This window comes from Arthrobacter sp. NPDC057388, assembly GCF_042668165.1.
Classification (GTDB): Bacteria; Actinomycetota; Actinomycetes; order Actinomycetales; family Micrococcaceae; genus Arthrobacter.
In genome coordinates this window covers 24,619-51,556 of sequence record NZ_JBHVBL010000002.1, presented here as the reverse complement: position 1 = coordinate 51,556, position 26,938 = coordinate 24,619, and the positions used below count along the sequence as shown (strand labels likewise).

At 66.4% G+C, this 26,938-nt stretch carries 26 protein-coding genes; 11 read left to right on the top strand and 15 right to left on the bottom strand.

The features are described 5' to 3' along the window. Positions 1-31 precede the first annotated feature (31 nt). Complete coding sequence (locus ACFUTU_RS01310) at positions 32-1,546, bottom strand: MFS transporter (RefSeq protein ID WP_377959974.1); 1,515 nt, start codon at positions 1,544-1,546, stop codon at positions 32-34. Between the two features lie 303 nt (positions 1,547-1,849). On the opposite strand from ACFUTU_RS01310, the gene ACFUTU_RS01305 reads away from it, so the two are divergent. Then, positions 1,850-2,644 (top strand): alpha/beta fold hydrolase, encoded by a 795-nt coding sequence (locus ACFUTU_RS01305; RefSeq protein ID WP_377959973.1) that lies wholly within the window; start codon positions 1,850-1,852, stop codon positions 2,642-2,644. A gap of 33 nt (positions 2,645-2,677) precedes the next feature. On the opposite strand, the gene ACFUTU_RS01300 is transcribed toward ACFUTU_RS01305, so the two are convergent. Both ACFUTU_RS01300 and ACFUTU_RS01295 read right to left on the bottom strand, forming a co-directional pair. Further along, on the bottom strand, positions 2,678-3,907 hold the full coding sequence (locus tag ACFUTU_RS01300) for an MFS transporter (protein WP_377959972.1): 1,230 nt from the start codon (positions 3,905-3,907) through the stop codon (positions 2,678-2,680). 107 nt (positions 3,908-4,014) lie between these two features. Continuing rightward, on the bottom strand, positions 4,015-4,503 hold the full coding sequence (locus ACFUTU_RS01295; RefSeq protein WP_377959971.1) for a hypothetical protein: 489 nt from the start codon (positions 4,501-4,503) through the stop codon (positions 4,015-4,017). 100 nt (positions 4,504-4,603) lie between these two features. Between ACFUTU_RS01295 and ACFUTU_RS01290 the strand changes: the two genes are divergently transcribed. The 3 genes from ACFUTU_RS01290 to ACFUTU_RS01280 are packed head-to-tail and all read left to right on the top strand — an operon-like array spanning position 4,604 to position 6,019. Next, entirely contained in the window at positions 4,604-5,299 is a 696-nt protein-coding gene (locus tag ACFUTU_RS01290) for an ArsR/SmtB family transcription factor (RefSeq protein WP_377959970.1), read from the top strand. Next, complete coding sequence (locus ACFUTU_RS01285; protein WP_377959969.1) at positions 5,296-5,619, top strand: hypothetical protein; 324 nt, start codon at positions 5,296-5,298, stop codon at positions 5,617-5,619. Before ACFUTU_RS01290 ends, ACFUTU_RS01285 begins: the two co-directional genes overlap by 4 nt. A gap of 10 nt (positions 5,620-5,629) precedes the next feature. Then, the gene (locus ACFUTU_RS01280) at positions 5,630-6,019 is read left to right on the top strand and encodes a hypothetical protein (RefSeq protein WP_377959968.1); all 390 of its coding nucleotides are present in this window, start codon (positions 5,630-5,632) and stop codon (positions 6,017-6,019) included. 28 nt (positions 6,020-6,047) lie between these two features. Here ACFUTU_RS01280 and ACFUTU_RS01275 read toward each other — a convergent pair whose 3' ends face one another. Together ACFUTU_RS01275 and ACFUTU_RS01270 are read right to left on the bottom strand one after the other, a co-directional pair. After that, positions 6,048-6,707 carry a response regulator gene (locus tag ACFUTU_RS01275; protein ID WP_377959967.1) on the bottom strand — a complete coding sequence of 220 codons (660 nt, stop codon included), beginning with the start codon at positions 6,705-6,707 and terminating at the stop codon, positions 6,048-6,050. After that, positions 6,704-7,960: a sensor histidine kinase gene (locus tag ACFUTU_RS01270; protein WP_377959966.1), complete on the bottom strand. Its 1,257-nt coding sequence runs from the start codon at positions 7,958-7,960 to the stop codon at positions 6,704-6,706. The genes ACFUTU_RS01275 and ACFUTU_RS01270 overlap by 4 nt, the downstream gene beginning before the upstream one ends. Positions 7,961-8,137: 177 nt before the next feature. On the opposite strand from ACFUTU_RS01270, the gene ACFUTU_RS01265 reads away from it, so the two are divergent. Then, a complete protein-coding gene (locus ACFUTU_RS01265) occupies positions 8,138-9,259 on the top strand; it encodes an ABC transporter permease (RefSeq protein ID WP_377959965.1) in 1,122 nt (373 codons plus the stop codon). A gap of 52 nt (positions 9,260-9,311) precedes the next feature. Next, a complete protein-coding gene (locus tag ACFUTU_RS01260; protein WP_377959964.1) occupies positions 9,312-10,052 on the top strand; it encodes an ABC transporter ATP-binding protein in 741 nt (246 codons plus the stop codon). Positions 10,053-10,155: 103 nt separating this feature from the next. Here the strand turns inward: ACFUTU_RS01260 and ACFUTU_RS01255 are convergent, their stop codons facing one another. The 3 genes from ACFUTU_RS01255 to ACFUTU_RS01245 form a co-directional block, all read right to left on the bottom strand. Then, positions 10,156-10,890, bottom strand: a complete 735-nt coding sequence (locus ACFUTU_RS01255; RefSeq protein ID WP_377959963.1) for an excalibur calcium-binding domain-containing protein — start codon at positions 10,888-10,890, stop codon at positions 10,156-10,158. 45 nt (positions 10,891-10,935) lie between these two features. After that, positions 10,936-12,216: a DUF1524 domain-containing protein gene (locus ACFUTU_RS01250; protein WP_377959962.1), complete on the bottom strand. Its 1,281-nt coding sequence runs from the start codon at positions 12,214-12,216 to the stop codon at positions 10,936-10,938. A 547-nt stretch (positions 12,217-12,763) separates the two neighbouring features. Next, positions 12,764-13,201, bottom strand: a complete 438-nt coding sequence (locus tag ACFUTU_RS01245; protein ID WP_377959961.1) for a hypothetical protein — start codon at positions 13,199-13,201, stop codon at positions 12,764-12,766. A gap of 616 nt (positions 13,202-13,817) precedes the next feature. Between ACFUTU_RS01245 and ACFUTU_RS01240 the strand changes: the two genes are divergently transcribed. After that, positions 13,818-14,771 (top strand): hypothetical protein, encoded by a 954-nt coding sequence (locus tag ACFUTU_RS01240; protein WP_377959960.1) that lies wholly within the window; start codon positions 13,818-13,820, stop codon positions 14,769-14,771. A 358-nt stretch (positions 14,772-15,129) separates the two neighbouring features. On the opposite strand, the gene ACFUTU_RS01235 is transcribed toward ACFUTU_RS01240, so the two are convergent. The 5 genes from ACFUTU_RS01235 to ACFUTU_RS01215 form a co-directional block, all read right to left on the bottom strand. Further along, positions 15,130-16,518 carry an MFS transporter gene (locus tag ACFUTU_RS01235; RefSeq protein ID WP_377959959.1) on the bottom strand — a complete coding sequence of 463 codons (1,389 nt, stop codon included), beginning with the start codon at positions 16,516-16,518 and terminating at the stop codon, positions 15,130-15,132. A gap of 298 nt (positions 16,519-16,816) precedes the next feature. Then, a complete protein-coding gene (locus ACFUTU_RS01230) occupies positions 16,817-17,452 on the bottom strand; it encodes a hypothetical protein (protein ID WP_377959958.1) in 636 nt (211 codons plus the stop codon). 464 nt (positions 17,453-17,916) lie between these two features. Continuing rightward, complete coding sequence (locus ACFUTU_RS01225; protein WP_377959957.1) at positions 17,917-18,696, bottom strand: carbon-nitrogen hydrolase family protein; 780 nt, start codon at positions 18,694-18,696, stop codon at positions 17,917-17,919. A 30-nt stretch (positions 18,697-18,726) separates the two neighbouring features. Then, positions 18,727-20,079 (bottom strand): APC family permease, encoded by a 1,353-nt coding sequence (locus ACFUTU_RS01220; RefSeq protein ID WP_377959956.1) that lies wholly within the window; start codon positions 20,077-20,079, stop codon positions 18,727-18,729. Positions 20,080-20,089: 10 nt separating this feature from the next. Then, positions 20,090-20,968: a carbon-nitrogen hydrolase family protein gene (locus ACFUTU_RS01215; protein ID WP_377959955.1), complete on the bottom strand. Its 879-nt coding sequence runs from the start codon at positions 20,966-20,968 to the stop codon at positions 20,090-20,092. A gap of 95 nt (positions 20,969-21,063) precedes the next feature. Here ACFUTU_RS01215 and ACFUTU_RS01210 point away from each other — a divergent pair, with 95 nt between their 5' ends. Beyond that, positions 21,064-21,840, top strand: a complete 777-nt coding sequence (locus ACFUTU_RS01210; RefSeq protein ID WP_377959954.1) for a FadR/GntR family transcriptional regulator — start codon at positions 21,064-21,066, stop codon at positions 21,838-21,840. A 93-nt stretch (positions 21,841-21,933) separates the two neighbouring features. Beyond that, positions 21,934-22,863, top strand: coding sequence for an NADP-dependent oxidoreductase (locus ACFUTU_RS01205; protein WP_377959953.1), 930 nt, complete (start codon positions 21,934-21,936; stop codon positions 22,861-22,863). Between the two features lie 104 nt (positions 22,864-22,967). Here ACFUTU_RS01205 and ACFUTU_RS01200 read toward each other — a convergent pair whose 3' ends face one another. Next, positions 22,968-24,065 (bottom strand): TerC family protein, encoded by a 1,098-nt coding sequence (locus ACFUTU_RS01200; RefSeq protein WP_377959952.1) that lies wholly within the window; start codon positions 24,063-24,065, stop codon positions 22,968-22,970. 156 nt (positions 24,066-24,221) lie between these two features. Further along, a complete protein-coding gene (locus tag ACFUTU_RS01195; RefSeq protein ID WP_377959951.1) occupies positions 24,222-24,992 on the bottom strand; it encodes a TetR/AcrR family transcriptional regulator in 771 nt (256 codons plus the stop codon). A gap of 110 nt (positions 24,993-25,102) precedes the next feature. Between ACFUTU_RS01195 and ACFUTU_RS01190 the strand changes: the two genes are divergently transcribed. Both ACFUTU_RS01190 and ACFUTU_RS01185 read left to right on the top strand, forming a co-directional pair. Continuing rightward, positions 25,103-26,164, top strand: coding sequence for an NAD(P)-dependent alcohol dehydrogenase (locus ACFUTU_RS01190; protein ID WP_377959950.1), 1,062 nt, complete (start codon positions 25,103-25,105; stop codon positions 26,162-26,164). A gap of 9 nt (positions 26,165-26,173) precedes the next feature. Next, positions 26,174-26,923 (top strand): DUF2306 domain-containing protein, encoded by a 750-nt coding sequence (locus ACFUTU_RS01185; RefSeq protein WP_377959949.1) that lies wholly within the window; start codon positions 26,174-26,176, stop codon positions 26,921-26,923. Positions 26,924-26,938: the final 15 nt, after the last annotated feature.

Below are 26,938 nucleotides of genomic sequence, written 5' to 3'. Positions count from 1 at the left end.
GGCCGGATTGGGGACGCGTTGCCCGGCAGATTTACATCACCGTTGGCCTGTTGGGACGGTCCCCGTGCGCCGCCTGCGCCTCCTCGTAACTGCTGTCGAACGGGAGCGTGTCCATCTCCAGCAGGGGATTGTGGTCCTGCGTCTCCACCAGCTCCCGGGCTGCAGCTTCCGAATCGACACTCGGCATGGATCCAGGCAGGTGCCGCTTGGCGGATTCCGGCAGGAAGTAGATGGCAACCGCCGCGATGGCCGACGTCAGCATGAGGTAGAACGCCGGCATCAGGTCGTTGCCCGTCGCCTGAATGAGGGCGGCGATGATGAACGGCGCGGTGCCGCCGAAGATCGCGACGGCGAAGTTGTAGGCGATGCCCATCGCGGAGTAGCGGTGCGCCGTGGGGAACAGCGCCGGCAGCGCCGAGGCGAGAATGGCAACGAAGAACGCCACCGGAAACGCGATCATGGCAAGGCCTGCCAGTGTGGCGGGAACACTGCCGACGGCGATCAGCCGGAACGCGGGAAGCGCCAGGACCACTGTGCTGATGGCGCCGATCCAGAGCACCGGACGGCGGCCGATCCTGTCCGAGAGTCGGCCCGTCAACGGGATGCACAGGGACATGACCACCAGCACCGGAACGGTGAGCAGCGTCCCATGGATCTCGTCGTAGCCCTTGTTGGTGGTCAGGTAGGTGGGCATGTAGGACGTGAGCGCGTAGCCCACGGTGTTGCCCGCAGCCACGAGGATCACAGCCAGCAGGATGCGGCGCCAGTGGTCCTTGAAGATCGCCACCGGGCCGACGGGGCGGAGCTCGTCGGCGGTCTCGTGGTGCTTGGCGGCCACGGCTTCGGCCTCCTGCGTGGCCTTGAACGCGGGCGATTCCTCGATCTTCATCCGGAAGTAGATGGCCACGATGCCCAGCGGCCCCGCGATCAGGAACGGAATGCGCCAGCCCCACGCCTCCATCTGCCCCTGTCCCAGGATCAGCTGGAGCGCCGACACCAGTGCGGCGCCCAGCGCGAAGCCGAGGTAGCTGCCCATGTCCAGGAAGCTGACGAAAAAGCCGCGGCGGTGGTCCGGTGAATGCTCGCACACGAACGTGGTGGCGCCGGAGTACTCCCCTCCGGTGGAGAAACCCTGCACCAGCTTGGTGACCACCAGCAGCACCGCGGCCCAGATGCCCAGCACCGCATACCCGGGCAGCAGGCCGACGGCGAACGTCGCCGCAGCCATCATCATCAGGGTCATGGCCAGGACCTTCTGCCGGCCGATCTTGTCGCCGAGCCAGCCGAAGAAGATGCCGCCTAGGGGCCGGGCGATAAAGGTGGCGCCGAAGGTTCCCAGCAGGAACAGGTTCTGCACGGCCCTGTCAGCCTCGGGCAGGAACACCGGGCCCATGGTGGTGATCAGGTAGCCGAACACGCCGACGTCGTACCACTCCATGGTGTTGCCGACGATGGTCCCGCCGAGTGCTTTCCGCAGTGTGCGGTGGTTGACGACGTTGACGTCGGATACGCGCAGCCGCCGTTGCTTCAAAGGGTGCTCTGTCATGGCTCGGTCACCGTCCCTGTCTCTCGGACTGGACACGCGCCGCCGTTCTGCCGGCACCCCCTCTTAGTGCCCAACTCCCCACCATCTTCCCACTGGCGTTCTGGTACAACAACGAAAACCGCAGCCTTTTCACATCACCCGGACAGCCGCCGTCGTCCGTTCCCGGCGCTGCTAAAGGTGCCCCCGATGGTCCACCAGCCACCCGCAGGCCGGTTCATTCGCGGGGCTCCTCCGGCTGTTGCCAGGCAGGACTTCTGGTTGGAGCATCGAGTTATCCGCTGGTTCAGGTACAGGGGTGTTGATGTGGACTCGGTCGAGCTCGATGGGCTAAATGTGGCCTATACACGCGCTGGCAACGGACCGCCTCTGGTCCTCCTGCACGGCTATGTTGGCGACGGCTTCACCACGTGGCAGCAGCAGCTGGAAGAGTTCTCGGATGAATTCACCGTGGTCGCGTGGGATGCTCCCGGGGCAGGACAGTCTTCAGATCCGCCCGAGGACTTCGGCACCGCAGGCTACGCCGACTGCCTGGCCAAGTTCATCGACCGGCTCGATCTGCGGAATCCGCACGTCATCGGGCTGTCCTTCGGCGGGGCCCTCGCGATTGAGTTTGCCCGCCGCCACCCGGGTATCCCGGCGAGCCTGGTTCTGGCGTCCGCCTACGCCGGGTGGGGCGGCTCGCTCCCCGCAGACGCCGCCCGTCAGCGCCTGCAGCAGGCGCTCCAGTTGTCCGGGCTCACCCCGGACAGATTCGTTGACACCCTTTTGCCCACCATGTTCCGCCCATCGACGCCGGCCGAAACGGTTGACGCCTTCGGCACCTCAATGCGGCAGTTCCACCCGGCCGGTTTCCGGGCGATGGCCCGGGCCGCTGCCGAAGACTTACGGGAAGCCCTGCCCCTGATCTCCGTGCCGACCTTGCTCGTCTATGGCGACCAGGACGTCCGTGCTCCGTTGGCCGTCGCCCACGCCCTCAACTCCGCCATAGCCGACTCGACGCTGGTGGTGCTCCCCGGCGCCGGGCACGTCTGCAACATTGATGCCGCCGACGAGTTCGGGGCAACGGTCCGGGCCTTCCTCCACGGACGCGGCTCCTGAAAGCGCGCCGGCAAGCAGGCCACCAGCGCCGGCCTACCGTGTCCCGTGGTTGCGGCCGGGCATGCGGAAGGCGACGACCAGGCCGGAGGCAGCGGTGAGCGCGGCGACGGCCCCGACGGCCGCGGGGATCCCGTAAAGGTCCGCGAGGACGCCGGACAGGAGTGCCCCGGCGGCGAAGCCGCTGTCGCGCCAGAGCCGGTAGACGCCAACGGAGCGGGCCCGCCAGGCCGGATGGGCGACATCGCCGATCGCGGCCAGCAGCGTCGGGTAGACCATGGCCGTCCCCGTGCCCAGGAGCAGCGCGGCGGCGAGCCAGGGCCCGAAGCTGTGCGAGGCTGCGACGATCGCCAGTCCCGCAGCCTGGACGAGCATGCCGGCCACGATGAGCCACTTCCGCCCCCACCGGTCCGACGCTGCCCCGGTGAAGAGCTGCCCGGCGCCCCACACGGCCGGGTAGGCGGCCGCAAGGACGCCGATCTGCCCGACGCCCAGCCCGGAGCCCGCGAACAGGACCGGGAAGAGGCCCCACGCGAGGCCGTCATTGAGGTTGTTCACCATGCCGGCCTGGCTCACAGCCGAGAGGGAACGGTCGCGGAAGCTGGTCAGGGTGAAGACCTCGCGGTTCGTAAGCCCGCCATGTGCGTGCCGGTGGGCGTCAACGTGGGCCTTGGCTTCCAGCAGCGCGTGGTGGCGGGTCTCGCGCACGGTCAGGACGGATAGAGCCAGGCCAAGGGCGATGTAGGCGGCCCCGAGCAGGAAGGGGGCGGGGCGGAGTCCGTACGCGAAAGCGAGGTAGCCCGTGGCCAGGGCGGTGACGGCGAGGCCGAGGTACCCGGCGGCTTCGTTCAGCCCCATGGCCAGTCCCCTCCGGTACGGGCCGACGAGGTCCATCTTCATCACCACGGTGGTGGACCAGGTCAATCCCTGGCTGATACCCAGGAGCACGTTGGCCGCGACGATCCATGCCCATGCCGGCCCAAAGATGAGCATGGGCGGGACGGGGATCGCGGCCAGCCATCCCGCAAGGAGTACCGGCTTGCGGCCGAACCGGTCGGAGAGCGTCCCGGCGAAGTAGTTCGTGGCCGCCTTGGACAGGCCGAAGGCGAGGATGTACGTCAGGGCGCTGGTGTACAGGTCGAGGTGGAAGGCGTCGGTGGCCAGCAGGGGCAGGACGGTCCTTTCCTGGCCGAGCGTGGCGCCGACCAGGGCGTTGACAGCGACGAGGAGGATGAACTGGGCCAGGTTCTGCCGCAGCCCCAGCACCGGCGGCGCGGCGGATGCGTCACCGCGCCGCCGCGGCTCCGGGGCCCGCTCAGACTCGTTCGGGTCCGTGATCCCTCCGCTCCTGGCAATGCCCCTGGCGCCGGAGATTATGCCCTCGCTCGGCCTCTCATGGCACTGAACGCAATCACGACGCCGACGAGGAAGATGAGGACAGCGAGGTAAATCAGGCCCAGGTGGCCAAGCGTGGCGAAGCCCCACGGATAATGGGCAGGCAGGGCCACGGCCAGTGCCAGCACCGGCACGACGACGGCCGTGATGAATGCCCACCGCTCACCGCGGCGCACGCCGTACCAGGACAGGGCTGCGACGGCCAGCCCGGCTGCAGCGATGAATCCGCTGAGCGCTATCTGCAGGTGGCTGATGTAGTGGTACAGCGACGGACTGAGGGCCTCGATCTGCTCTTTGCCTTTGTCCACCTGCTCGGGCCCGATGCCCAGCTCGAGGAATGCGTCCGTGAAGTTGAGCACGAAGAAGATCACGCCGTAACCGATGAATCCCAGGCCCGCCAAAGCCATGAGGCCGGCTCCCGTGCGGAGGCGCGACTGCTGGCTCTGCGGTGTCTGAATGGTGGCCATTGCCACCACCCCTTTCTTATTCAAGTAGGTACTTGAATAAGACTCCCGGCGGGGTACTGTTGTCAAGAGAACGCTTGAACAAGAGTGGAACGGGGCCCGCATGGGAGACCACAAAGCCAAGGAAGCCCTCTACGATGCCCTCGTCGAAGCGGCGAGGGCGCTGGGAAACGGCCGGAGGGCGGAACTGGTTGACGTCCTTGCCCAGGGCGAGCGCTCGGTGGATGAGTTGGCCGGAGAGATCCGGCAAAGCGTCGCCAATACTTCCCAGCACCTGCAGCGCCTGTTGCGGGCAGGGGTGATCACGTCCCGGCGGTCCGGGACACGCGTGTACTACTCCCTGGCAGGTCCCTCCGTGGAGCGGCTGTGGCGGGCGCTGCGCGAGACGGCCGAGGCGCACGTGGGGGAACTGGGCGACCTGGCCCGCTCGTATCTGGGCGACCGGGCGGCTCTGGGCACGATCAGCCGGGACGAGCTCCGGCGGCGGCTGCGGCAGGGCGACGTCGTCGTGCTCGACGTGAGGCCACGCCCCGAATACGACACCGCGCATATCCCGGGTGCCCTTTCAGTGCCGGTCGGCGATCTGAAGGTCCGCCTCCGGCAGATCCCCCGAGGGACCGAAATCGTCGCGTACTGCCGCGGCTCTTACTGTGTTTACGCGGACGACGCCGTACGGCAGCTTGCGGACGACGGGCGCCGGGCGCTGCGGCTGGAGGAAGGTTTCCCTGAGTGGAAGGCGGCCGGGCTCCCTGTGGAATCCGGAGCAGGAGGCAGCCAGCGCGGGATAATGGAAGCATGACCGACCGGGATCACGACGAGGATCTGTGGCAGGAGTTCGACCTGCTCCCGCCCGCAGGGCCCGACCGCGTCCAGGGACTGCCCGGCGGACTGCCGCAGGGCTTTGGCTTCCGCACCGGCGTGCGCAGCGCGAAGGTGGCCCTCGGGTTCGCGGTGTACGCCCTGATCCTGGGAAGCGTGCTGGTCCTCACCGGCGCCGTCGTGTTCATCGCCCAGGGGCACTGGCTGATGCTCGGGCTGATGGTGCTGATCGAGGCGGTCTTTATCCTTGCGTTCCGGCGGCTGGTGCGTCTGGCGCGCCTCCGGCGCCTGGGGCACTGAAGCGGCTGCCATGGATGGCTTCATCGCGTATCTGGATACATCGGAGGTCCAGGCCGGAAAGCTCAAGGAGCTCAAGGCAGCCATGGCCGACCTGGCCTCGTTCGTGGAGCTGAATGAGCCCCGGATCCTCGCCTACCGCGTCTATTTCTCCGCGGATGGTTCGACGATGAGCGTCCTCCACTTTCACCCGGACGTGGCGTCACTGGAGTTCCACATGCAGGTGGCGGGGCCCAAATTCCCGCCCATTGCCCAGTTCATCAGGATGCGGTCCATCGAGGTATTTGGCCGGCCCACAGAGGAGCTCGTTGCACAGCTTCACTCCAAGGCGAAACTCCTCGGCGACGCAACGGTCACTGTCCGGGACTTCCACGCCGGGTTCGGCCGCCTGCCGCGTGACTAAATTCGTCCCCGCCGGCGGGGCTTACGGGTCATCGCGAACCCGATCCCCGGATGATCCGCCGTTCCGTCGCCACGGCGATGGCTGCCGTGCGGTTGTCCACGCCGAGCTTCCCGTAGATGTGCACCAGGTGGGTCTTCACCGTGGCCTCGGAAATGAACATCTCTTTGGCGATGGCCCGGTTGGACAGGCCTGTGGCCAGCCGTTCCAGCAGCTGGACCTCCCGCGGCGTGAGCGCAGGAGCGGGGCTGCTGATCCGTCCCATCAGCACCGCGGCCACCCTGGGGGCGAGCGCCGTCTGCCCGGCCGCGGCGGCGAGCACCGCCTGCCGGATCTGCTCCGGCGGCGCGTCCTTGAGCATGTAGCCGCTGGCGCCGGCTTCGACGGCCGCGAGGATGTCGGCATCGGTGTCGTAGGTGGTCAGGATGAGCACCGGCGGCGCGTTGTCCAGCAGCCGGATCCTGGACGTCGCCGTCACGCCGTCCATGCCGGCGCCCATCTGCAGGTCCATGAGCACCACGTCCACCCGCTCGCCGAGCGCGTTCAGCCTTGCGAGTTCCTGCAGCGCCGCCTCCCCGTGCGCCGCTTCGGCCGCCACGGAAATCCCGTCGAACTCCGTCAGCATCGCCCGCAGGCCTGCCCGCACCACCGGGTGGTCGTCCACCAGCAGCACCTGGGTGTCCCCTGTCACGCCTGATCCTCCGCAGCGTTCCGGGGACCGTCGAGCGGCAGCCGGACCGCCACCACCGTTCCCTCGCCGGGCGCGGACTCCAGGTCCAGCGAGCCGCCCAGCATCGCCACCCGTTCCCGCAGCGAGCGCAGCCCGAAGCCGCGGCCATCCGGCCGCGGATCCGCCGGGTCAAAGCCAACGCCGTCGTCGAAAATATCCAGCGTCACCTCGTTGCCCAGGAACGCCAGGGTCACCACCGCCGTTCCGGCATGCGCGTGCTCGCGCACGTTGGCCAGGCTCGCCTGCGCAGCCCGCAGCAGGGCCACCGTGTACGGCTGCGGCAGCTCCGCCGGGCTGCCCTCCACGTGCAGCCGGCACCCCAGTCCGGATCCCCGGGCGGCCGCGAGCGCCGCGGTTTCGTCACAAAGCCGGCGCAGCGCGTCCACCAGCGACGACTCCTGCAGCTGCGGGGAGGCGAGCCCGCGCACAAAATGCCGTGCCTCCGCCAGGTTTTCCGCGGCGGTCTGCTGCACCAGGGCCAGCCGCTCCCCCGCGGCGGCGGGGTCGCCGTCGTGCAGGGACTTCTCGGCGGCACGGGCCACCAACAGGATGCTGGACAGTCCCTGCGCCAGGGTGTCATGGATCTCCCGGGCGAGCCGTTCCCGCTCGGCCAGCACACCGGCGTCGTGCTGGGTCCTGGCCAGGTCAGCGCGGGTGCGGCGCAGCTCGTCGGCCGCGCGGCGCTGGTTCTCCGCGTCCCGGTACAGCGCCCGGTACGCCAGCCCCGTCACCACGGAGAAAGCGGCACCGACCACCGGCCCCAGCACCACAGCCACGTGCGGAACGGGCTGCCCGCTGGCCGCCCACTGCGAGGCGATCACCGCCGCCGTCAGCAGCGCGATGGTGGCCAGGGCAACGGGCCGCGGCAGCACGTGCAGGTGCAGGAAGAAGAGCGGGAACGCGAGCCAGGAGAAGTCCGCACTGCCGGCCAGCAGCATCACCCACAGCACCGTGACGGTTCCCAGCCAGAGGACCGCATACGGGCGCGGGTCGAAGCCGGACTTGCCCGCGGCGAAGCGCTTCTCCACCAGTGTGCCGGCCAGGTAAACACCAGCCAGCACCGCGGCGAGGGCCGCCCAGCCGTACCGGCTGCCGTTGACACCGCCGCCTGTCGGCAGCCCCAGCGTGGCCACCCCGAGCAGGACGGCGAAGCCGACATGGAGGGTGACCCGCAGGAAGAGCAGGATCGCGGTCCCGGACGGCGGAGCAGACATTGTTTCAGCATATGCCGTGGATTTCCGGGCTGGATCAACCGATCGGTTGACTCCGGAATCAACCGCCCGTCCCGCGCGAATCATCCTTCTCCGCCATGTGGACGGCTGCGCCAGACCGGAGAGTGGATACAGCGGCCTTCCGTCCCGCCGCCCCGACCAACCGAAAGAAGTGCCACCGTGTTCCTTGCCCTCCGCGACATCCGCTTTGCCAAGGGCCGCTTCGCCCTCATGGGCGGCGTTGTCGCCCTGATCACCCTGCTCCTGGTCATGCTCTCCGGGCTCACCGCCGGCCTTGGTGATCAGTCGACGTCGGCCATCGCCAAGCTGGGCACCGGCACCGGCGGATCCCGGCCGGTGGATACCATCGTGTTCGGCGCCCCTGGCGTCGGCGAACCCAAGGCGTCCTACACCGAGAGTGCTGTGACCGCCGCGCAGCTCGACGCGTGGAGGCGCGTCCCCGGTGTGGACACGGCCGAGGCCGTCGGGATCAGCCAGGCCCGCCTGCAGACGGGCGGTTCCGGCACCGCCGCGGGCGGCACCGCGAATGTCTCGGTGTTCGGTGTGGCGGCCGACGGCGGGCTGGCGCCGGCCGCCGTCGCGCCCGGCACCGTGGTGGTCGGCAGCGCCGTGGCCAGGGACCTCTCGCTCACCGCGGGCGACAAAGTCAATGTCGGCGGGACCGAGCTGACCGTCAGCGCCGTGGTGGAGGACCAGTGGTACTCCCACACCAGCGTGGTGTGGACCGTCCTGCCCGACTGGTCCCGGCTGGCCCACATCACCGACCCGCAGCAGCTGGGCACCGTCCTCGCCGTCAGCTACCGGGAGGGCAGCAGCGTGGACGAGTCCGCGGCGAACGCCGCCGCCCGCACGGTCAGTGCATCCCGCACCGGCTCCTTCCAGGCGCTGGGCTCCTACAAGAGCGAGAACGGCTCCCTGCTGCTGATGCAGGGCTTCCTCTACGGCATCTCCGCGCTGGTCATCGTGGCCTTCCTGACCGTGTGGACCGTGCAGCGCACCCGCGACGTCGCGGTGCTGAAAGCCCTCGGCGGTTCCGGCTCCTACATCCTGCGGGACGCGGTTACCCAGGCGGCGATCGTCCTGCTGGCCGGGGCCGGCACGGGCGGCGCGCTCGGCGTCCTGGGCGGTTCCTTCGCCGCCAAGGCCGCGCCCTTCCTGCTGACCCCCGCCACCACGCTGCTCCCGGTGCTCGGGATCATCGTCCTGGGCCTGGCCGGCGCCGCGCTGGCCGTCCGGCGCGTCACAAAGGTTGACGCGCTGATCGCCCTCGGCGGCAACTAGCGCCACCTGCCCCGCAGACTCTTCCCGCACACTCCGCAAAGGAAACCACGGCATGTCCTTCACGTCCCCCGCTTCCCCGGCCTCCGCCGTCGTACCTTCCGCCTCCATGCCCATCCCCCTGAACCTGGCCAACGTCACGCTCGAGTACCCCGACGGCGACGGCACAGTCAAAGCCCTCGACGGCGTCAGCCTGGCGGTGCGGGCCGGGCAGATGGTTTCGCTGGTGGGGCCGTCGGGTTCCGGCAAGTCGAGCCTGCTGGCCGTCGCCGCGACGCTGACCCGACCCACCGCCGGCCTCGTGGCCATCGGCGGCACCGACGTCACCGGGCTGCCGGACAGGGAGCTCACCGCGCTGCGCCGCAACAGGGTGGGCATCATCTTCCAGCAGCCCAACCTGTTCGCGTCGCTGACCGCGGCCGAGCAGCTGATCATCGGCGACCACCTGCGCCGGAAGCCGCTCAAGGCCGCCCGCCGGAAGGCCGCGGACCTGCTCGACCTGGTCGGGCTCGGCCCGGACGCGGGCAAGCGCCCGCATCAGCTGTCCGGCGGCCAGCGCCAGCGGGTGAACATGGCGCGGGCCCTGATGGGCGACCCGGGCGTGCTGCTGGTGGATGAGCCGACGGCGGCCCTGGACCACGAGCGCAGCGAGTCGATCGTCAGGCTGCTGCGCAGGGTCACTGACGAATTCCGGGTGGCGACCGTGATGGTCACGCACGACACCGAGTTTGTGCCGCTCACCGACGCCGTGGCAACGATGCGGGATGGCAGGCTCAGTGCGCCGGTGCCGGCGTGACCGTGCCCGCGTGTCGATTCAAAGCTCACGTCAAGTAAACGTGAAAAAGCCGTGGATACCCTCGAAACGAGGGTATCCACGGCCTTGAAGTCAGCGACAAATACTATTCGCAGGCCACACCGTCAGCGTCGCGGTCAAGGCCTGCACGGTAGCCTGCTGACCCCGCGTACAGCGGTGCGGCACCGGCAGCCCGGGCGGCAGCGCAATTGGGGTAGTAAGCAGCGGCGGGCGCGGCAGGTACGACAGGAGCCGCCGGGGCCGGCTGTACCGCCGCCGGCGGTGCCGCCAGCTTCGCAGCGGCCGCATCTGCTGCCCGCTTAGCTGCCGCAGCTTTGTCTGCGGCAGCCTTGTCCGCCGCAGCCTTTACTGCAGCGGCCTTGTCAGCCGCAGCCTTGTCGGCGGCAGCCTTCTTTGCTGCTGCCACCTTGGCCGCCGCAGCTTTCACCGCCGCAGCTTTGTCGGCCGCGGCCTTGTCTGCGGCCGCCTTTTCCGCCGCCAGCTTTTCCAGGGACTTGACGCCGAGGTGGACGGTGGAGCCCTTAGCCGCCTGTGTACCTTCCGCGCCGTCCTGCGACATGACCTGCCAGTTCTTCTTCAGGACGATCGTTTTGCCGTCGACGATGTCCACGGAGTCGACCTCGAACCCGAGTTCTTCCAGTTGATCCGTGGCCTCGTCCAGTGTCAGGCTCACCACGCCGGGAACAGTGACCGCTTCTGGAGTGGCCGTGGCCGTGGCAGTTTCTGTCGGCTGCGTTGCCGTCTGCTTGTCAGTCTGGTTCCCGCCGCATCCAGTGAGCATGAGGCCGGTCAGCACAAGTAGTGTGAGTGTCTTTTTCATTTTTCCCCCTTGGAAAATTTTGAACTGTGGAGTGATGGAATTGGTCTAGCTTTCGCAGGCGACACCGTCGGAGTCGCGGTCCAGCGCGGGCCGGTAACCCGGTGACCCGACGTACAGCGGAGCGGCTCCTGCGGCCTTCGCCGCCGTGCAGTTGGCGTAGTAGGCAGTTGCCGGTGCCGGCACAGCGGGAACCGGTGCAGGCACCACAGGTGCCGGGGCAACTGGAGCCGGGGCCGGCGCAGCTGCCGCGGGAGCGGGCGCTGCCGGGGCAGGCGCGGCCACGACGGGTGCGGGCTGTGCGGCTGCAGGTTCCGGCGCCGGTGCGGGTGCCGCAACGGCTGGCGCCTTCTCGTTTGTAGGCGCCAGTTGCCCCGAGCAGTTGGTCAGGATCCGCGCCATCGCATCGTGTTCCGCCTGGGTGACCCACAGACTGTACGTCGCCTTCACCGAAATCTGCCGGGCCACGTATTCGCACCGAAAGCCCTTGTTCGGCGGCAGCCAGGTGGCGGCGTCACCGTCGCCCTTTTGCATGTTGGTGGGGCCGTCCGTCGACTGGAGATTCAGCGGGTCGTTGGCGAACGCTGTCCGCTGTTCCACGGTCAGCTGCTGTGCGCCCTTCTGCCAGGCGTCGCTGAGGGCAACAACGTGGTCGATCTGCACGGCGCTGCTGGTGGCACTTCCCCGCAGGAAGTTGATGGTGGTGCCGGTGTAAGGGTCCGCCAGGGTCCCCGACTGCACCTTGCAGGGCACGCTGTTGGTGTAGCTGACGGCCGTGAGGTCGCGCTTGAGCATGTCATTGCGTGTGTCGCAGCCGTTGCGGTCCACATCGGCCCACGCCTGCCCGAACAGGCCCCGGTCATAACCCGTCTTGGGTGCCCGGCCCTTGACGGGAAGGGTGGCCAGCAGGTCGATGGCCTTGGTAGCGAAGGCAGGCTGCGACTTCGGTGCCGCTACGTCGGCGCCCTGCGCCGAGAGGACGGGGCTGTCGGGATCAAGTGGAGCGCCCGTCTCCTGCGCGGTTGGGACGGCCGACGGCGTCGGTGTCGCTTTGGGAGTTTCGCTCGCTTCGGCGGGGGCGGGCGATGCTGTGCTAGCCGGTGACGCGGCTTGAAGGTCTGTCGTGACGGCCCGCGGCAACGCGGCACCACCGCCGATAAACAGGGCAATGGAAACAGCGACCGCGATGGCGCCCGCCTTCCGCTTGGCCGGAAGCCAGGCCCACGAACGGCGGCCAGTCACTAAGACATAGAGACCAGTAAGGGCGGCCGTGATGGCGAGGAAGACCAGTGCGCCTCCGAGCCCACCTCTGAACGCCCCCAGGATCATGAACAGCGCAGTGAGGCCCCCGACAATCCAGGTGGAAACGCGTGGCTTCTTAGGCGTTCTCGGAGCCGGCCCCGCGCCCGCCCCTCGTGGCCCCAAAGGCATTCCATACCGCGACATGTTTTCCCCATTAAATAAGGGCCCGGCGAATAGCCGGGCCCTTTGTCTAAAGCCAAAATCTTGCTACTGAAAAGCCTATTTCTCGATATGCCGGGAGAGCGGAAAGTGCGAAGATCTTGGGCCAACGTTGATTCAGTCTTGAGCCGATCTTGAGAATGCCCGTCGCAAAGGGATTCCAGTGCTTAACGTTTGGAGTAGTTAGTTGCCTGGCGCGCAAGGCACCGAACCGGTGCTGGGGCGGCCAGCGCGCTGTACCAACTCCGCGCTCACGGCAACAGCCACGATTGTTCGTCTACGCCGCCTTCCGCTCCGGCACAGCAACTACACGACGAACGTCCCGGCATTAGGGCCCGCATGACAGGCACCAAACACCACGCCGCCCCGACTTCTCAATTTCACTGCCGTGCAGACTTGCGACCGCCGGTTGATGTCATTTGAAGCTGACCAGCCGCCCACCGAGTTTTTCTTGCATGTCGGCGGCGTCAGGGCCGTTGATGATCCAGTTTTGACCCGTAAGCCAGACGTCGTCGCTCTGAAAGTCGATTTCTTCGTTCAACGCCTTGACGTTCTGGATCACCTGACTGACGTCCGCAGTCGATATGTAGGTCGAAATTACGGTTTGGTCATTGCAGTTGCCCGACTCAGCCGCCAGCTTTACGTTGTTGGCTTGGTCAAGGTTCCCACAATCACCCCCTGCTGCCACGTACGCCTCTTGCAACTCTGCAAGCGTCGAGAAGCTTCCCCCGTCCGCGGGAGGCGTCGGCGTCGCTGTTATAGATTGCACTACCGACGTTGACGGTTCGGCTGAAGCGCAACCATTAAGGACGGCCAGCGAAAAAGCCGCAAGGATCAATAAGCCAGTCTTCAATTTTCAAGTCTCCTTCTGGGCCGCCACGGCGTGCCCCCATGTTCCGTGATCGCCGCTCAGGGCGCGACCGTCGACCATTATCTGCTTGGCGAGAGCGTTAAGCCAACGTGATCACCGTCCCTGTCCGTCCAGTTCAGCCGCAACGGGGACTAGCTCGGACGTCATTGCTTGTGACACTCCCAGGATGGTTCGCTAACTGGCACTTCAGAATCGTTTTTTGACTACCCACTGGCGGCGTGTACCCTGAGCGAGCACCACTGAATCTAACATTTGACATATCGGGAATCATGCTCAACAAACTTGCCCTCTCCGCCGCAGAGGCCCCTCTCTTTTGGGATTAATTCCTAGTTAGAGGGGCCTCTTCGGCCGAATCGTCAATGAACAGCCACCGTTGACGCAACCTACCTGGATCGACGCCTCCGTGACTCCGACAGCACTAGTAAGCGGGACGTGAGCGACGCGTCCTAGTCAAAGATCCAAGTCTGGATGACTGCAACCAAGTTTGGGCTCTGCAGCAATCCCGCGACAGGCGCGCCGACTCGCACCGTCCGGCCTGTGGCGATGCACAGAATTTATCGAAAAAGGGGAAACTTTGAAAAGAATACGATGCATTTCCGTGGCAGCCGTCCTGGTAGTCATGCTGGCGGGATGCAGCAGTGACAGCACGCCCGCAGGTAGTAATACCTCGGCCACTTCATCATCCGCGGTAACAAAGACTGTTCCGGATGTCACCGGAAAACTCTTCCCTGTGGCGAACAACCTGCTTAACAATGACGGCTTAAGCGGCGTCGCATTCGGCAAGGACGGAAAGGAATGGAAGAGCCGCTATCCGGGGGACGCGAAGGTTCTTTCCTCTGTCCCAGCGGCCGGGTCCAGCACGGACGCGAAACTTATCCGGCTAAACATCGATATGAACGAAAGCGATGTGATCGCAGCCGCGAAGGCAGAGGAGGCTGCCGCCAAAAAGAAGGCGGCCGAGAAGGCGGCCGCCGACAAGAGAGCCGCCGAGAAGGCTGCAGCTGCCAAGAAGGCTGCCGAAGAGGCAAAACTAAAGCCAAAGGTTTACTCCGGCTTTGGTGATGACGTTGTGGCAATCACCAAACACGACACAGGCGCCGAAGCTCTCGTCGTCCAGCACGAAGGGCCGAGCAACTTCGCCGTCCACTCCCTGGATTCATCCTTGGAGTCCACCGACCTCCTGGTGAACGAGATCGGCAACTATAATGGCACGGTCCTACTGGATGGCGGCTGGTCAAGCACTGAGACATCCAAGCTGGAGATTACCGCTGGCGGAGCGTGGACGATCACGCTAGTGCCACTTCAGAAGGTGAAGTCCTTCAACGGAAAAGCACCCATTACTGGGCATGGGGACGACGTCTTCTATTACACAGGCGAGATCGCTTCAGCTACGTTTACCCATGACGGTTCGCACAACATTGCTGTTAAGACTCACGGGTTGGATAGTGACCTACTTATCAATGAGATCGGACCGTATAAGGGAACCGTCGTGTGGCGACCTGGCCTTTACTCGGTCATCGCGGACGGCAACTGGAGCGCCACCATCAAATAGGCGGACCACTTAGCCCAGATTCAAGTCCTGATCGAAAAAAGGAAGCCGTTCCGCTGAGTCGCGGGACGGCTCCTTCGCAGGCACTTGGGCTAGCCACTCGTGTTTACTGCGGGCGAGCCGAATCACCACTGATGGGCGCGTGCCAACAACGGGAACGTAAGGACCAAGGCTATGGACGACGTAGCGCCGGCAGGCGTGGCTGGTCGGAATGGTTTCCGGCAAGGCTCACGGTACGTGAACTCAGCACAAGGGCGACTGGCGGCTCTACCCCGTCTACACCCCAGAATGCGCGGCGGGTGCTGTTCGGCATGATGCGGTAAACGAGGACGGGTCTCATCTTTGCCAAGCCTAAGAGCCCCTACGCCGCCTTCTTCTCCCGCCACAGCAGCGACACCACGAACGTCACCACGGAGAGTGCCAGCATCACCAGCACCACCCGGCCCCAGTTCTCCTGGTTGACGCCGGTGCCGTAGAAGATGCCGATCATCACCGTCGCGCTGATGGCGCCGACGTACCGGCAGGTCTGGAAGATCCCCGCCGCCACTCCCCTTTCCTCCGGCGCAGCGGACAGGTAGAGCCCCTGGTTGGAGGCGATGCTGACCGACCCGTACGGCACGCCCATCAGGGCTGTCAGCAGCAGCACCAGCAAGACGGCGAACGACCCCGTCAGGAGCCACAGTGCCGCTGCCGCAACTGTCAGAAGTAGGACGCCGGCGATCAGCACCCGCCGCACGCCGAACCGGTCTATCGCCCGGACGGCGAGCGGGGTGACGACCACGGACATGGCCGCCAGCGGCAGCATCAGCGCCCCGACCAGGCCGGGGTCGTAGCCCGCAGCCTCCTGCAGCAGCTGCGGCAACCCGAAGAACGCGAAGTAGTAGACGCTGCTGAATACCGTGAAGCCCAGGTAGACCAGCAGCAGCGGCCGGTTCCTGCCGAGCAGCCGCAGGTCCAGGAAGGGCCGGTCGAAGCGTAGCTCCCGCCAGGCGAAGAGCACGGCCAGGACCATGGCCCCGGCGAGCAGCCACCAGCGGAAGCCGGGCAGCGCGTTCAACAGGCCCATGAGCAGCAGGACCAGGCCGCCGGTGAACGCGAGGATGCCGGGGATGTCGGAATCGCGCAGCAGGGTGGCGATGCTCCCGTGCTCCCTCCGTTCGTCCGGCGGCGCGGCCCGCCGGACCATGAGCAGCGCGGCCAGTGCGAGGGGCACGTTGATCAGGAACAGCGCCTGCCAGCCGACCAGGCTTACCAGCAGCCCGCCGACAACCGGGCCCACCGCCGCCCCGGAGGTGGTGGCCATCTGGATGCGCCCGAGCGGCCGGGTGGAGGTCGTGTCGGCCAGCCGTGCCAGGGTGCCGACCATGACGAGGGCGCTGGGGTACGCCGTCGCGGTACCGAGCGCCATCAGCGCCCGGGCGATGCAGACGAACACGAAGTCGGGCGAGAAGGGCGCCAGCGTGCAGGACACGATCACCAGCCCCATTCCCAGCATGAAGAGTTTCCGCGGCCCGAACCTGTCGGCCAGCCGGCCCATCAGCGGCTGCCCCGCGGCCGAGGTGATGTAGAAGGCGGTGATCACCCAGGTCACCGTGGCGACGTCGAGCCGGAAGTCCTCGCGCAGCACCACCAGGGCGACGGCGATCATGGACGAGTTCAGCGGGTTCAGCGCCGTGCCCAGGCTGAGGCCGGCCACGGCGAGGCCGGTGCGCTGGCGGGTTTGGTTGCTGCCGCGGGGAGAGTTGCTCACGGCAACAGTCTTCCGCAAAGTGAAGGCGGCAGCGAACGTGTCCCTCACGCTCAAGGCGCAGGGGAGGGTCCTCAGGCGACCACTAAGTGAGGAAAAGGCCGGCACCCGTCAAGACCGCCAGCAGCGCAGCCATTAGGGCGAACCCAGAAGCAGCGCAACCTCATAGTCCACCCGCGCAAGTCGTCCTGGCGGGCACCGTGTCGGTCGTCGGCTCCAACGGACCCTCCCTCAAAGACAACGGTCCAGGTCCGCGCCCAGTACGGACACGGACCTGGACCGCGGACCTGAAGCCTTCGAATCAGAGGACTCGGCAATCCTTGATCTCGACGCCGAGGTCTCCGCCATCCTTGAACGTACCCTGTACCGTTACGGTGCTGTCGGGCACAACAGCGGCTGCCTGAGCGGAGGCAACGTCATTGCAGTTGACACTGATGATGCTGTACTGGCTACCGTCGTCCAGCCTTACGACATACTGGTCCTTGTCAAGGAACTCAGTATCGACCTTCGCGACGTGGCCAGTGACCTGCAGAACTTTCCCCTTGTACTTCACGTCGGCAGCGGCCTCGTTGCCCTCGAAGTCTGCGAGTAGCTGAGCGGCTTCAACTGACACAGGCTTGGGGGCAGCTGTTTTTGCGGGGGCGGGCGTTTGTGCTGGGGCAACTGCCTGTGCGGGGGCGGGCTTTTGAGCGGGAGCCGCTGCTGCCGATGTTTCCGCCACAGCCGATGCGTCTGTGGAAGGAGCAACAGTAGCTGCGGGCTCTTCCTTGCCGCCGTTTGCAATTCCCGAAATGATCATCAGCGCGACAATGATCAGAGGGAAAAGGAAGCGCTTCTTCTTGAACCAAGGCCGCGACGCTTTGCGATACGCCTTGTCCGCTGCCGCCTGGGCTTTGCCGTTGCGCGGAGCTTCCGGCACCGTGGTGTTCTCTGTCATTGCAGATCCTGTCTAACTTAATTGGCATTTTATTGGCTAATTTCTGTGGGCGGCTTCGCTGCCTGCGGTATCACTGAGATATAGCCCCTGCGTCAGACCAGATGACAGGTTAGTCCCCCGGGGAAGATTATAGCGACACAAGCAGCCCAAGCTGAGCAATTGCTGGGAAGTGCCCGTGTGTGACGGGAACAAGCTTGGCCCCGATACGAACGCTCCCACTGGGACACATTGGCGCAGGACGAAGGTGTGAGCTCGGACCCGTGCGAGCATCAGGTCGCCAGGGAGGCACTGACAGCACGGGAAGCTTTTGAAGCCATACGGAATGAGAGTCTCAATCACCAGCCCGAGACCGAGGCTGACGGAGAAGGAGTTAAGGTCTTCACCGGAAGCCAGTCGACCCCACAACACCGATTACGGTTCCAGCATGAACTTGAGGAGGAAGCGATCTACGAGGAAGCGTAGACCTACAGCCTTCTCTGCCGGAACATAGGGAACTGCTCCCGCACCCGCGCCACGGTAGACAAAGAAACCTCCACCGCCCGCACCCCCGGCTCCAGCCCGAGATCCGCCTCCACGTACCCCATCGGATCCACCAGCAGGCTGCGGCCAACGGACACCGGCGGCGCCTGGCACACCCCCGCCACGTACACGCTGTTCTCGATCGCCCGGGCCGCATTCAAGGCCAGCCACTGCTCCGTCTTGTGCGTCCCCGGCACCCACGACGAGCACACCAGCAAAACCTGAGCGCCGGCGTCGGCCAGTGACCGGGCAAGCTCCGGGAACCGCAGGTCGTAGCAGGTCATCAGGCCGAACATCGCTTCCCCGGCATCGAACACCACCGGCTCGGTGGACGGCCCCGGCTTGATAAAAGTCGACTCCCCAAAGCCCTGCGCGTCGAACAGGTGGATCTTCCGGTACACCGCCACCAATGCACCCGAGGAATCGAAAGCCACCAGCGTGTTGTACGCCCGGCCCTCCTCGTCGGACGTTTCCACCACGCCCGCCACCAGCGTGATGCCGTGGCGGGCGGCGGTGGCCGCGAGTTCCCGGCAGACCGGCCCGTCCAGCGGCTCGGCCGCCGCCGGGAACGAGGCATCCACGATCTTCTTCTCGTACGTCGCGTACTCCGGGAAGGCCACCAGCGCGGCACCGTCGGCGGCGGCGGACGCGGCGAACCGGTCGATCGCGGCCAGGTTCGCCGCAATGTCCGTACCGGACTCCAGCTGCCCGAGCGCTATCCTCACCTCAGTTTCCTCCCGTAAGTTCCCAAAACCCTAGGCGGCGGCCTCCACGGTGGCCTTCTCCGTCGTCGTCATTTCCGGCGGCGCGGCCCGGAAGCCGCGCGTGATCAGGGCCAGCACCACAATGCCCAGCGCCAGCCAGGACAGTCCCAGCGTAATGGCGTTGCTGTCCAGCTGGGAGAGCAGGTACGCGCACACGAGAGCGCCCACCGCGGGCACCACCACGTACGAAACAAAGTTCAGCTGCTCCCCCGCCCGCCGCCGCCGCACGTAGTGGAACACCACGGACACGTTGACCAGCGTGAAGGCGGTGAAGGCGCCGAAGTTGATGAACGACGTCGACGTCGCCACGTCCAGGAAGATCGCGATCAGGCCCACGACGCCGGTGACCACCAGGTTCACAACGGGGGTGTGGAACTTGGCATTGAGCCTTCCGAACACCGCCTTGGGCAGCACCGAGTCGCGGCCCATGGCGTAGACCAGACGGGAGGCGCTGGCCTGCGCGGCGAGGCCGGACGCGAACTGCGCCACCACCAGCCCGGCGAGGAACACCGCGCCGAAGACCTGGCCGCCGATCTGCAGCGCGATGGCGCTGGCTGCGGACGCCGAGTCCTCGAACACCCCGCCCGGGTGCACCAGCTGCGTGACGTAGGAGACGGCCACGAAGATGCCGCCGCCGATCAGTGCGATGAGCATGATGGCGCGGGGCACGTTCCGGCGCGGGTCAACGGTTTCCTCGGTGAGGGTGGTGACGGCGTCGAACCCCAGGAACGAATACGCCGCGATGGCCGCGCCGGCGGAGATGGTGGCGAAGCTGGACGTGCCGTTAAAGAACGGCTCCGTGCTGGCCAGGCCGGCCGCGCCGGAGGCGGACACCACGCTGCCGACGGCCAGCCCCACGAAGATCACGATCACCAGAATCTGGAACGCCATCAGCAGGTAGTTGGCCTTGTCCGCCACCTTGATGCCCAGGATGTTCAGCACCGTGGTGATGAGGATGAAGCCCACGATCCACAGCCACATCGGCACCCCCGGGAACTGCGCGTTCAGGTACGAGCTGCCGATCAGCCAGATCACCATGGGCAGGAACAGGTAGTCCAGCAGGATCGCCCAGCCCACCAGGAAGCCCACCCGGGAATCGATGGACTTCCGCACGTACGTGTAGGCGGAGCCGGCCACCGGGTAGGCAATGGCCATCCGGCCGTAGCTGTGCGCGGTGAACAGCATGGCCACCATCGCCACCAGGTAGGCCGAGGGCGCCGCCCCGCCCGTGGTCTCGGCGATCAGGCCGAAGATGGCCAGGACGATCAGCGGGGTCAGGTACGCCAGGCCGAACAGCACCAGCGAGGGCAGCTTCAGCGTGCGGGTCAGGGTTGGTGTGGTCACGTGGTTGTCCTTAGGCATTGAAAGTTGGGGGCGTCCAGGTCAGCGGATTGATCCGCCCCTGGTAGACGGGCAGTTCGACGGCGGCCTCCCCGTCCCGGAACTGGGACCAGGGACGGTTGAGGTTCTCCGTCCCGTGGGTGCGGACGTGTTCGACGGCGGCCAGGTCCAGGTCCGCTGTGAGCAGCACCGGGGCGTCGTCCCCGGCTTCCGTGATGGTGTTGCCCTCGGGGTCGACGATGATGCTGTGGCCCTGGCCGGTGGGGCCGGCGCAGTTGACGCTGACCACGAACACCTGGTTCACGATGGCGTTCGCCTTGGCCAGCACCAGCTCCTGCCGGCGGTCCGGGGTGGTGGTCTTGACGACGTTGAGGATCACCTCGGCGCCCATCCAGGCCAGCTGGCGGGAGACCTCCGGGTACCAGGCGTCGTAGCAGATGTTCAGGCCCACCCGGCCGATCCCGGCCAGGTCCACGGTGGTGAACCGGTCGCCGGGGTCGTACGGCTCGAACGGGCGCCAGGGGAAGATCTTCCGGTAGTAGCCGGCCAGCTCCCCCTCCGGGGAGAGGACCAACTGGGTGTTGAACAGCTGTCCTTCCGGGCCGCGCTCGCAGACGCTGCCCGGCACCAGCCAGATGCCCAGGTCCGCGGCGAGCTCCTTCAGTTCCTTGACGCGCGGGCCGTCCAGCGGCTCGGCCGAATCCTGCAGCGCTTCGGTGCGCTGCCGGTCCGGATTCCCGTCGCCGAACAGGTGCAGCTCGGGGAAGACCACCATTTTGCTGTCCGGCTTGGTGCCCAGGGCTGCCGTGACCTCGTCCGCGAAGGCTTGGACGGGCTCGCCGATCAGCCGCGGCCGGGCCTGGGCAGCGATGAGGGGAAGGATGCGTTGCATGGGTTTACTCCAGAACTGGGGTGTGATCTGGAATATATTAGATCAGAATGATCGAATTATGGGAAGGGGTGCCGATGGGCCGTAAAGTAGCGGATATGACCCGACAGCTGGAGGACACCTCCTTCCCCGCCGGAGCTTCCTCTGCCATCGGTGGCGGTGCACTGGCCGGCATCGACCGCCGCAGCGCCATCGACGCCGTCCGGCTGCGGATCGGCATGGCCATTTCGCTGGGGCTGCTGAAGCCCGGCGAGCGCCTGCCCGACCAGGAGGACGTGGCCCTGGGCCTTTCCGTCAGCCCGATCACGGCCCGCCGCGCGCTGGCGAGCCTGGCGGACCAGGGCGTGGTGGTGCGCCGGCGCGGCCGGGCCGGCGGGACGTTCGTGGCGGACGAGCCGCCGCGGGACGTGCTGGCCGAGCTGACCGCTTCCCCGGCGGAGTCGCAGGCGGTGAACCGGCTGGTGGACCGGCGGCTGCTGTTCGAGTGCGCGGTGACGCACTATGCGGCGGTCAACGCCACGGCCGGGCAGCTGGATGAGCTGGAGCGGCTGACCCGGGAGATGGCTGACTCCACCGACTGGTCCGCCTATCATTTGGCGGATGAGCAGTTCCACCAGCTGGTGGGGACAGCGTCCTGCCTGGGGACCGCCGTCGGGATTTACCACGAGACGCTGGCCGAGCTCTATGCCTACTTCATCCCCTACCCCATCGAGCTGCTGCACAAGTCCAACGGCGACCACATCGACCTGGTGGCGGCGCTGCGGGCGGGAGACGGGGACACCGCCGTCGAAATCTCACGCAAACACGTGGACATCCTGCACCGGACCATGTTCATGGGGCTGGCACAGGGCGGATCCCAACCTGCTCCCGCCTGAACCGGTCCGGCACCCGGCCTGCCGCCCGGTGCGATACAACACGTCGTGTCCGCATCCGGAATAGCGAAGTCCGGCCACGTGGTTGTGGCAAACATGAAGGCAATCACTTACAGCACATACGGAAACCCGGACGTTCTCGAATACGGCGATCAGCCGATGCCTAAGGTCGGGCCGGGAATGGTCCTCGTCAAGGTCAGGGCAGCCGCAGTGAACCCGGTGGACTGGAAGATCATGGCCGGCTACCTGGACGCAGTAATGGACCTGGAGTTCCCCGCGATCCCCGGCTGGGACGTGACGGGGGTGGTGGAGTCGGTAGGCATCGATGCCCGGCAGTTCAAGCCCGGCGACGAGGTCATCGCCTATGGCCGCAAGGACTACGTCCACGGCGGAAGTTTTGCCGAGTACATCGCGCTGCCGGAGCGGGTTTTGGCGCGGAAGCCTGCCTCGCTGGGGTGGAACGAAGCGGCGGGCCTGCCCCTGGCCGGGCTGACCGCCTACCAGGTCCTCAACCGGCTGGGCGTGAAAGCGGGCGAAACTGTTCTGATCCACGGTGGTTCCGGGGGCGTGGGATCCCTTGGCATCCAGATCGCCGTAGCCATGGGCGCCAGTGTCATTGCCACCGCCTCGGAGAAGAACCACGAATTCCTCCGCTCCCTGGGTGCCGAGCCGGTTTCCTACGGGGATGGACTTGCAGAGCGCGTGCGCGCGCTGCGCCCTGACGGCGTGGACGTCGTTGCCGATTTCGTGGGCGGAAACCTGGAAGCAACGCTGGCCGTGCTGGCTGAAGGAGGCCGGCATGCTTCGATCGCGGACAGTGAAGCGGAGAAGCATGGCGGCACCTGGATGTGGGTCAGCCCGGTAGGCGCCGACCTGCAGGAACTGGCCGACTTGGTGGACAGCCGGAAAATCCGCGTTGAAGTTGCCGAAGTCTTCCCGCTGGAACAGGCCGCGGATGCCTTCCGGTCCAACATGGCGGGACATACCCGCGGAAAGGTCATCGTTGCCGTGGACCAGGATTCCTGATCCCGCAGGTGGTTGTCTAAGGTTCCAGCCCACCAGACGGCGACGGCGGCACCCAAGCTTTGGTGCCGCCGTCGTGCGTCCTGCAGGGGTAGCCGGCCCGGGGGCTACCGACCGCTGCTGGCCTTGCTGTCCCTGTCCTCACCCACGCCAGCGTCCGCATCCTGGTATGGCCCGGTCGCCGCGGAGGTGCGGTCATGGGCCGCTCCGTCACCGAGGGCAGCCTCGCCGCCGTCGCCAGCCCCGCCGCTGCGGGTCTTGGCCAGGCTGGCCGCCGTGGCCGCCAGGATGGTGGCAGCGATGAAGAGCAGTGAGAACCAGATGGGGATCTCGGGCACCCACAGGAGCGGCTGGCCACCGTTGATGAAGGACACCTCATTGACGTGCAGGGCGTGGAAGACCAGCTTCACACCGATGAACGCCAGGATGACGGCCAGGCCCTGCGCGAGGTACACCAGGCGTTCCAGCAGTCCTCCGATGAGGAAGAACAGCTGCCGCAGGCCCATCAGGGCGAAAGCGTTGGCGGTGAAGACGATATACGCCTCGCCCGTCAGGCCGTAGATTGCGGGAATCGAGTCGACCGCGAAGACCAGGTCCACGAAGCCGATGGCGATGATGGTGAGCAGCATCGGCGTCACGAACCGCTTGCCGTCCAGGTTCACAGTGAGCCTGTCCCGGTGGTAGTCCGGCGTGACCGGCAGGACGCGGCGCACGAATTTCATGAACCTGCCGTCGGCCGGGTTGGCGTCATGGCCGCCGAAGGCTTGCCGGTACGCGAGGAAGAGCAGCAGGGCGCCGAAGATGTAGAACACCCAGGAGAAGTTCTCAATCAGCGTGGCCCCGATGGCGATGAAGCCGCCGCGCAGGATGAGGGCGATGATGATGCCCACCATCAGCACCTTCTGTTGGTACTTCCTGGGAACGGCGAACCCTGCCATCACGATGAGGAAGACGAACAGGTTGTCGACGGACAGGGCTTTTTCGGTGAGGTAGCCGGCGAAGTACTCTCCGCCGAACGTCCACCCCGAGACCATTCCGATCCCGACGCCGAACAGCAGCGCCAGTCCGATGTAAAAGGCCGACCAGCGCGCCGATTCACCGGTTGACGGTTCGTGGGGTTTGCGGACGTGGGCGAAGAACTCGTAGACAAAGAACAGGATGGTCACGGCAATGGTGATGATCCAGACCAGAGGGGTTACCTGCATGGTGGGTACTCCAAAGGGGTAGGCGTTGACATGTACGCCAAGGTCTCCTCCGCCCGGCTTAGCCGGAGCCGGCGGCCCGGGATGCATCGCTGCATCCGTATTGACGGGCCACTCACAGACGGGAGTACTCCCCTTGATGGGTTAAATCGTAACTGATCAACGGGCGGCGGGACGGCCGTCGTTCCGCTGCTGCTTTTTGGCCTGCCGCGAGGTCCATCCCTGGCGGTGGAGCCGCTCGAAGCCGTCCAGGAGCAGGTCGAGCGCAAATTCAAACTCAAACTGGTCGTCGCAACCGTGGCCCACCACGGAGCCTTCATCGTGACTCGCTGCGGTGGCCACCTGGACGATGTTCGGATAGCGCGCCGCCATCTGCTCGAACATCGCAGCCTGCACTTCGGGTGCCACCTCAACGGCGCCTCCCCCGGGCTGGCCGGCAGAGTCATCAAACAGTTCCTGCGTGAAGCCCCAGATGCGGCTGCCCATGGCGTGCATGACGTGGTGGGTGAGATCCACGGAGAAGCCGCCGGCCAGGAACATGGCGATGAAGGAGTCCATGTAGCCGAGGACGGCGGGGGTCTGGTTGGTCCGTGATTCCAGCACCTGCCGGGCCCACCGGTGCCGCTGGAGCACGGCCCTGGCCGACAGCACCCGCAGCCTGACAGCGTTCTTCCAGCCGGCGCCGCTTGCCGCCGGGTCGGTCACCGCCGGGTCGATCTCGGAGATGATTGCCTCGACCATGCCGTCGAGGAGCTCCTCCTTGTTGGCAACGTGCTTGTACAGCGCCATCGGCACGACGCCCAGCTCCTGCCCGAGCCTGCGCATGCTGAGCTCGTCGATGCCGGCCTCGTCGGCCAGCGCAACGGCAGCCTGCAGCACGCGCTGCCGGTTCAGGCGCACGCGCCGCTGCTCTTCGATCTGCTGGGCCACGGACCTCCCCTTTCCCAGTTTCAAATCTACGCCATTGACAGGTGTACGCCGTACACCTAATCTTTCTTCCATAAGGTGTACGCCGTACACCATTGGTGGAGGAGCTTCCAATGAAGACTCAGCAGGCAGCGGCAGAATTTGACCGACATCCTGGCCGGACAGGTGGCCACGGTCATCCGGGCAGCACCATGCGGGCTGCGTCCTACCGCCGGTTCGGCCCGCCCGAGGTGGTCCGCGTCGGGGAAATCCCCAGGCCGGCACCGCGGCCGGACGAGGTCCTCATCAAAGTCCACGCCAGCACGCTCAGCGCCGCCGACCACCGCGCCCGCAGCCGCACCGTCCCCGCGGGCCTGAAAATCCTGTCAGCCCTCGGACTGGGCATCTTCAGGCCACGGCACAGGGTTTTGGGCATGGACGTCGCCGGCGTGGTCGAGGCTGTCGGCCGGGACGTGGACCGGTTCGGCGTCGGCGACGAGGTGGTCGCCATGCTCGGGGCAAAGTTCGGCGGCCATGCCGAATACGTCACGGTATCCCAGAACGCAGCCATCACCCCCAAACCGCGCACCATGGGCTTCGAGGAGGCTGTCACGCTCGTCCTCGGCGGTCTCACAGCCCGCTGCTTCCTGGCCCGCGCCGAGATCAGGCCCGGCGACACCGTCCTCATTAACGGCGCCTCCGGCGCGGTGGGCACAGCCGCGGTGCAGCTCGCCAAGAACCTGGGCGCCCATGTCACGGCCGTTTGCAGCAACGGAAACCGGGATCTGGTGGCCTCCCTGGTCGCGGACCGGGTGATCGACTACACCGCTCAGGATTTCGCCGCCGGGGACCACACCTACGACGTGATCATGGACTGCGTCGGCAACGCGCCTTTCAGCCGGGTATCCGGCAGCCTGAACCCGGGCGGAAAACTGCTTCTCGTCGTCGCCGACCTCAAGGGGATCCTCCAGGCATCCGGCAACAGCCGCAGAAGCGGAAAGCTCGTCACCGCCGGCGACCTGAAGCTCCGGTACACCGCCGAAGACCTCGCATCGCTCGTCCGCCTCGCGGAAACGGGCCGCTACAGGGCCGTCGTCGACCGCACCTACACCCTCCCCGGCATCGCCGACGCGCACCGCTACGTCGATGCCGGGCACAAAAGGGGAAACGTCGTCATCCGCATCGCAGGCGAGTAGGAGATTCCCGTGAACACCACCAGAAATGCCACCGCACAGGCTTCCGCTCAGACCGGCAACTCCCTGCCCGGCTCCCAAGAACGACGGCGGCCCGGCTGGCTGGTGCAGGCCGGCCTGATCTTCCTCACGCTCATCCCGGTGCTCGCCGGAGCCGCACGTCTCACCGAACTGACCGGCGGTGCTGCCATCACGCCGAGGAACGAGAGGTTCTTCACCTCCCCCGTCCCGGTGGTCATCCACATTGTCAGCGCCACGGCCTACTCCCTCCTGGGAGCCTTCCAGTTCAGCCCTTCCCTCCGCAGGGGCAGGCGCAGCTGGCACCGGGCAGCGGGACGCCTCCTGATACCGGCCGGCTTCCTCGCGGCACTTTCCGGACTGTGGATGGCCCTGTTCTACGAACTTCCGCCCAGCGACGGGCTCCTCCTGCTCATCCTCCGGCTGGTCTTCGGCAGCGCATTGCTGGTGAGCCTCATCCTCGGAGTTCTTGCCATCGGCCGGAGGGACTTCGCCCGGCACGGCGCCTGGATGACCCGGGCCTACGCCATCGGAATTGCTGCTGGAACACAGGCACTCATCCTCATCATCCCGGAGCTCCTCACGGGGTCGCCCGATGTGACAACCCGGGCCGTCCTCATGGGTGCGGCCTGGATGATCAACCTGGCGGTGGCCGAATACGTCATCCGGCGCGGCACCCGGCCGAACAGGAAGGCACCGCCAACCCAGGCCGACCGGACGGCGGCAACCTTCCCTGGGCGATAAATTTCCTCGGCAAAT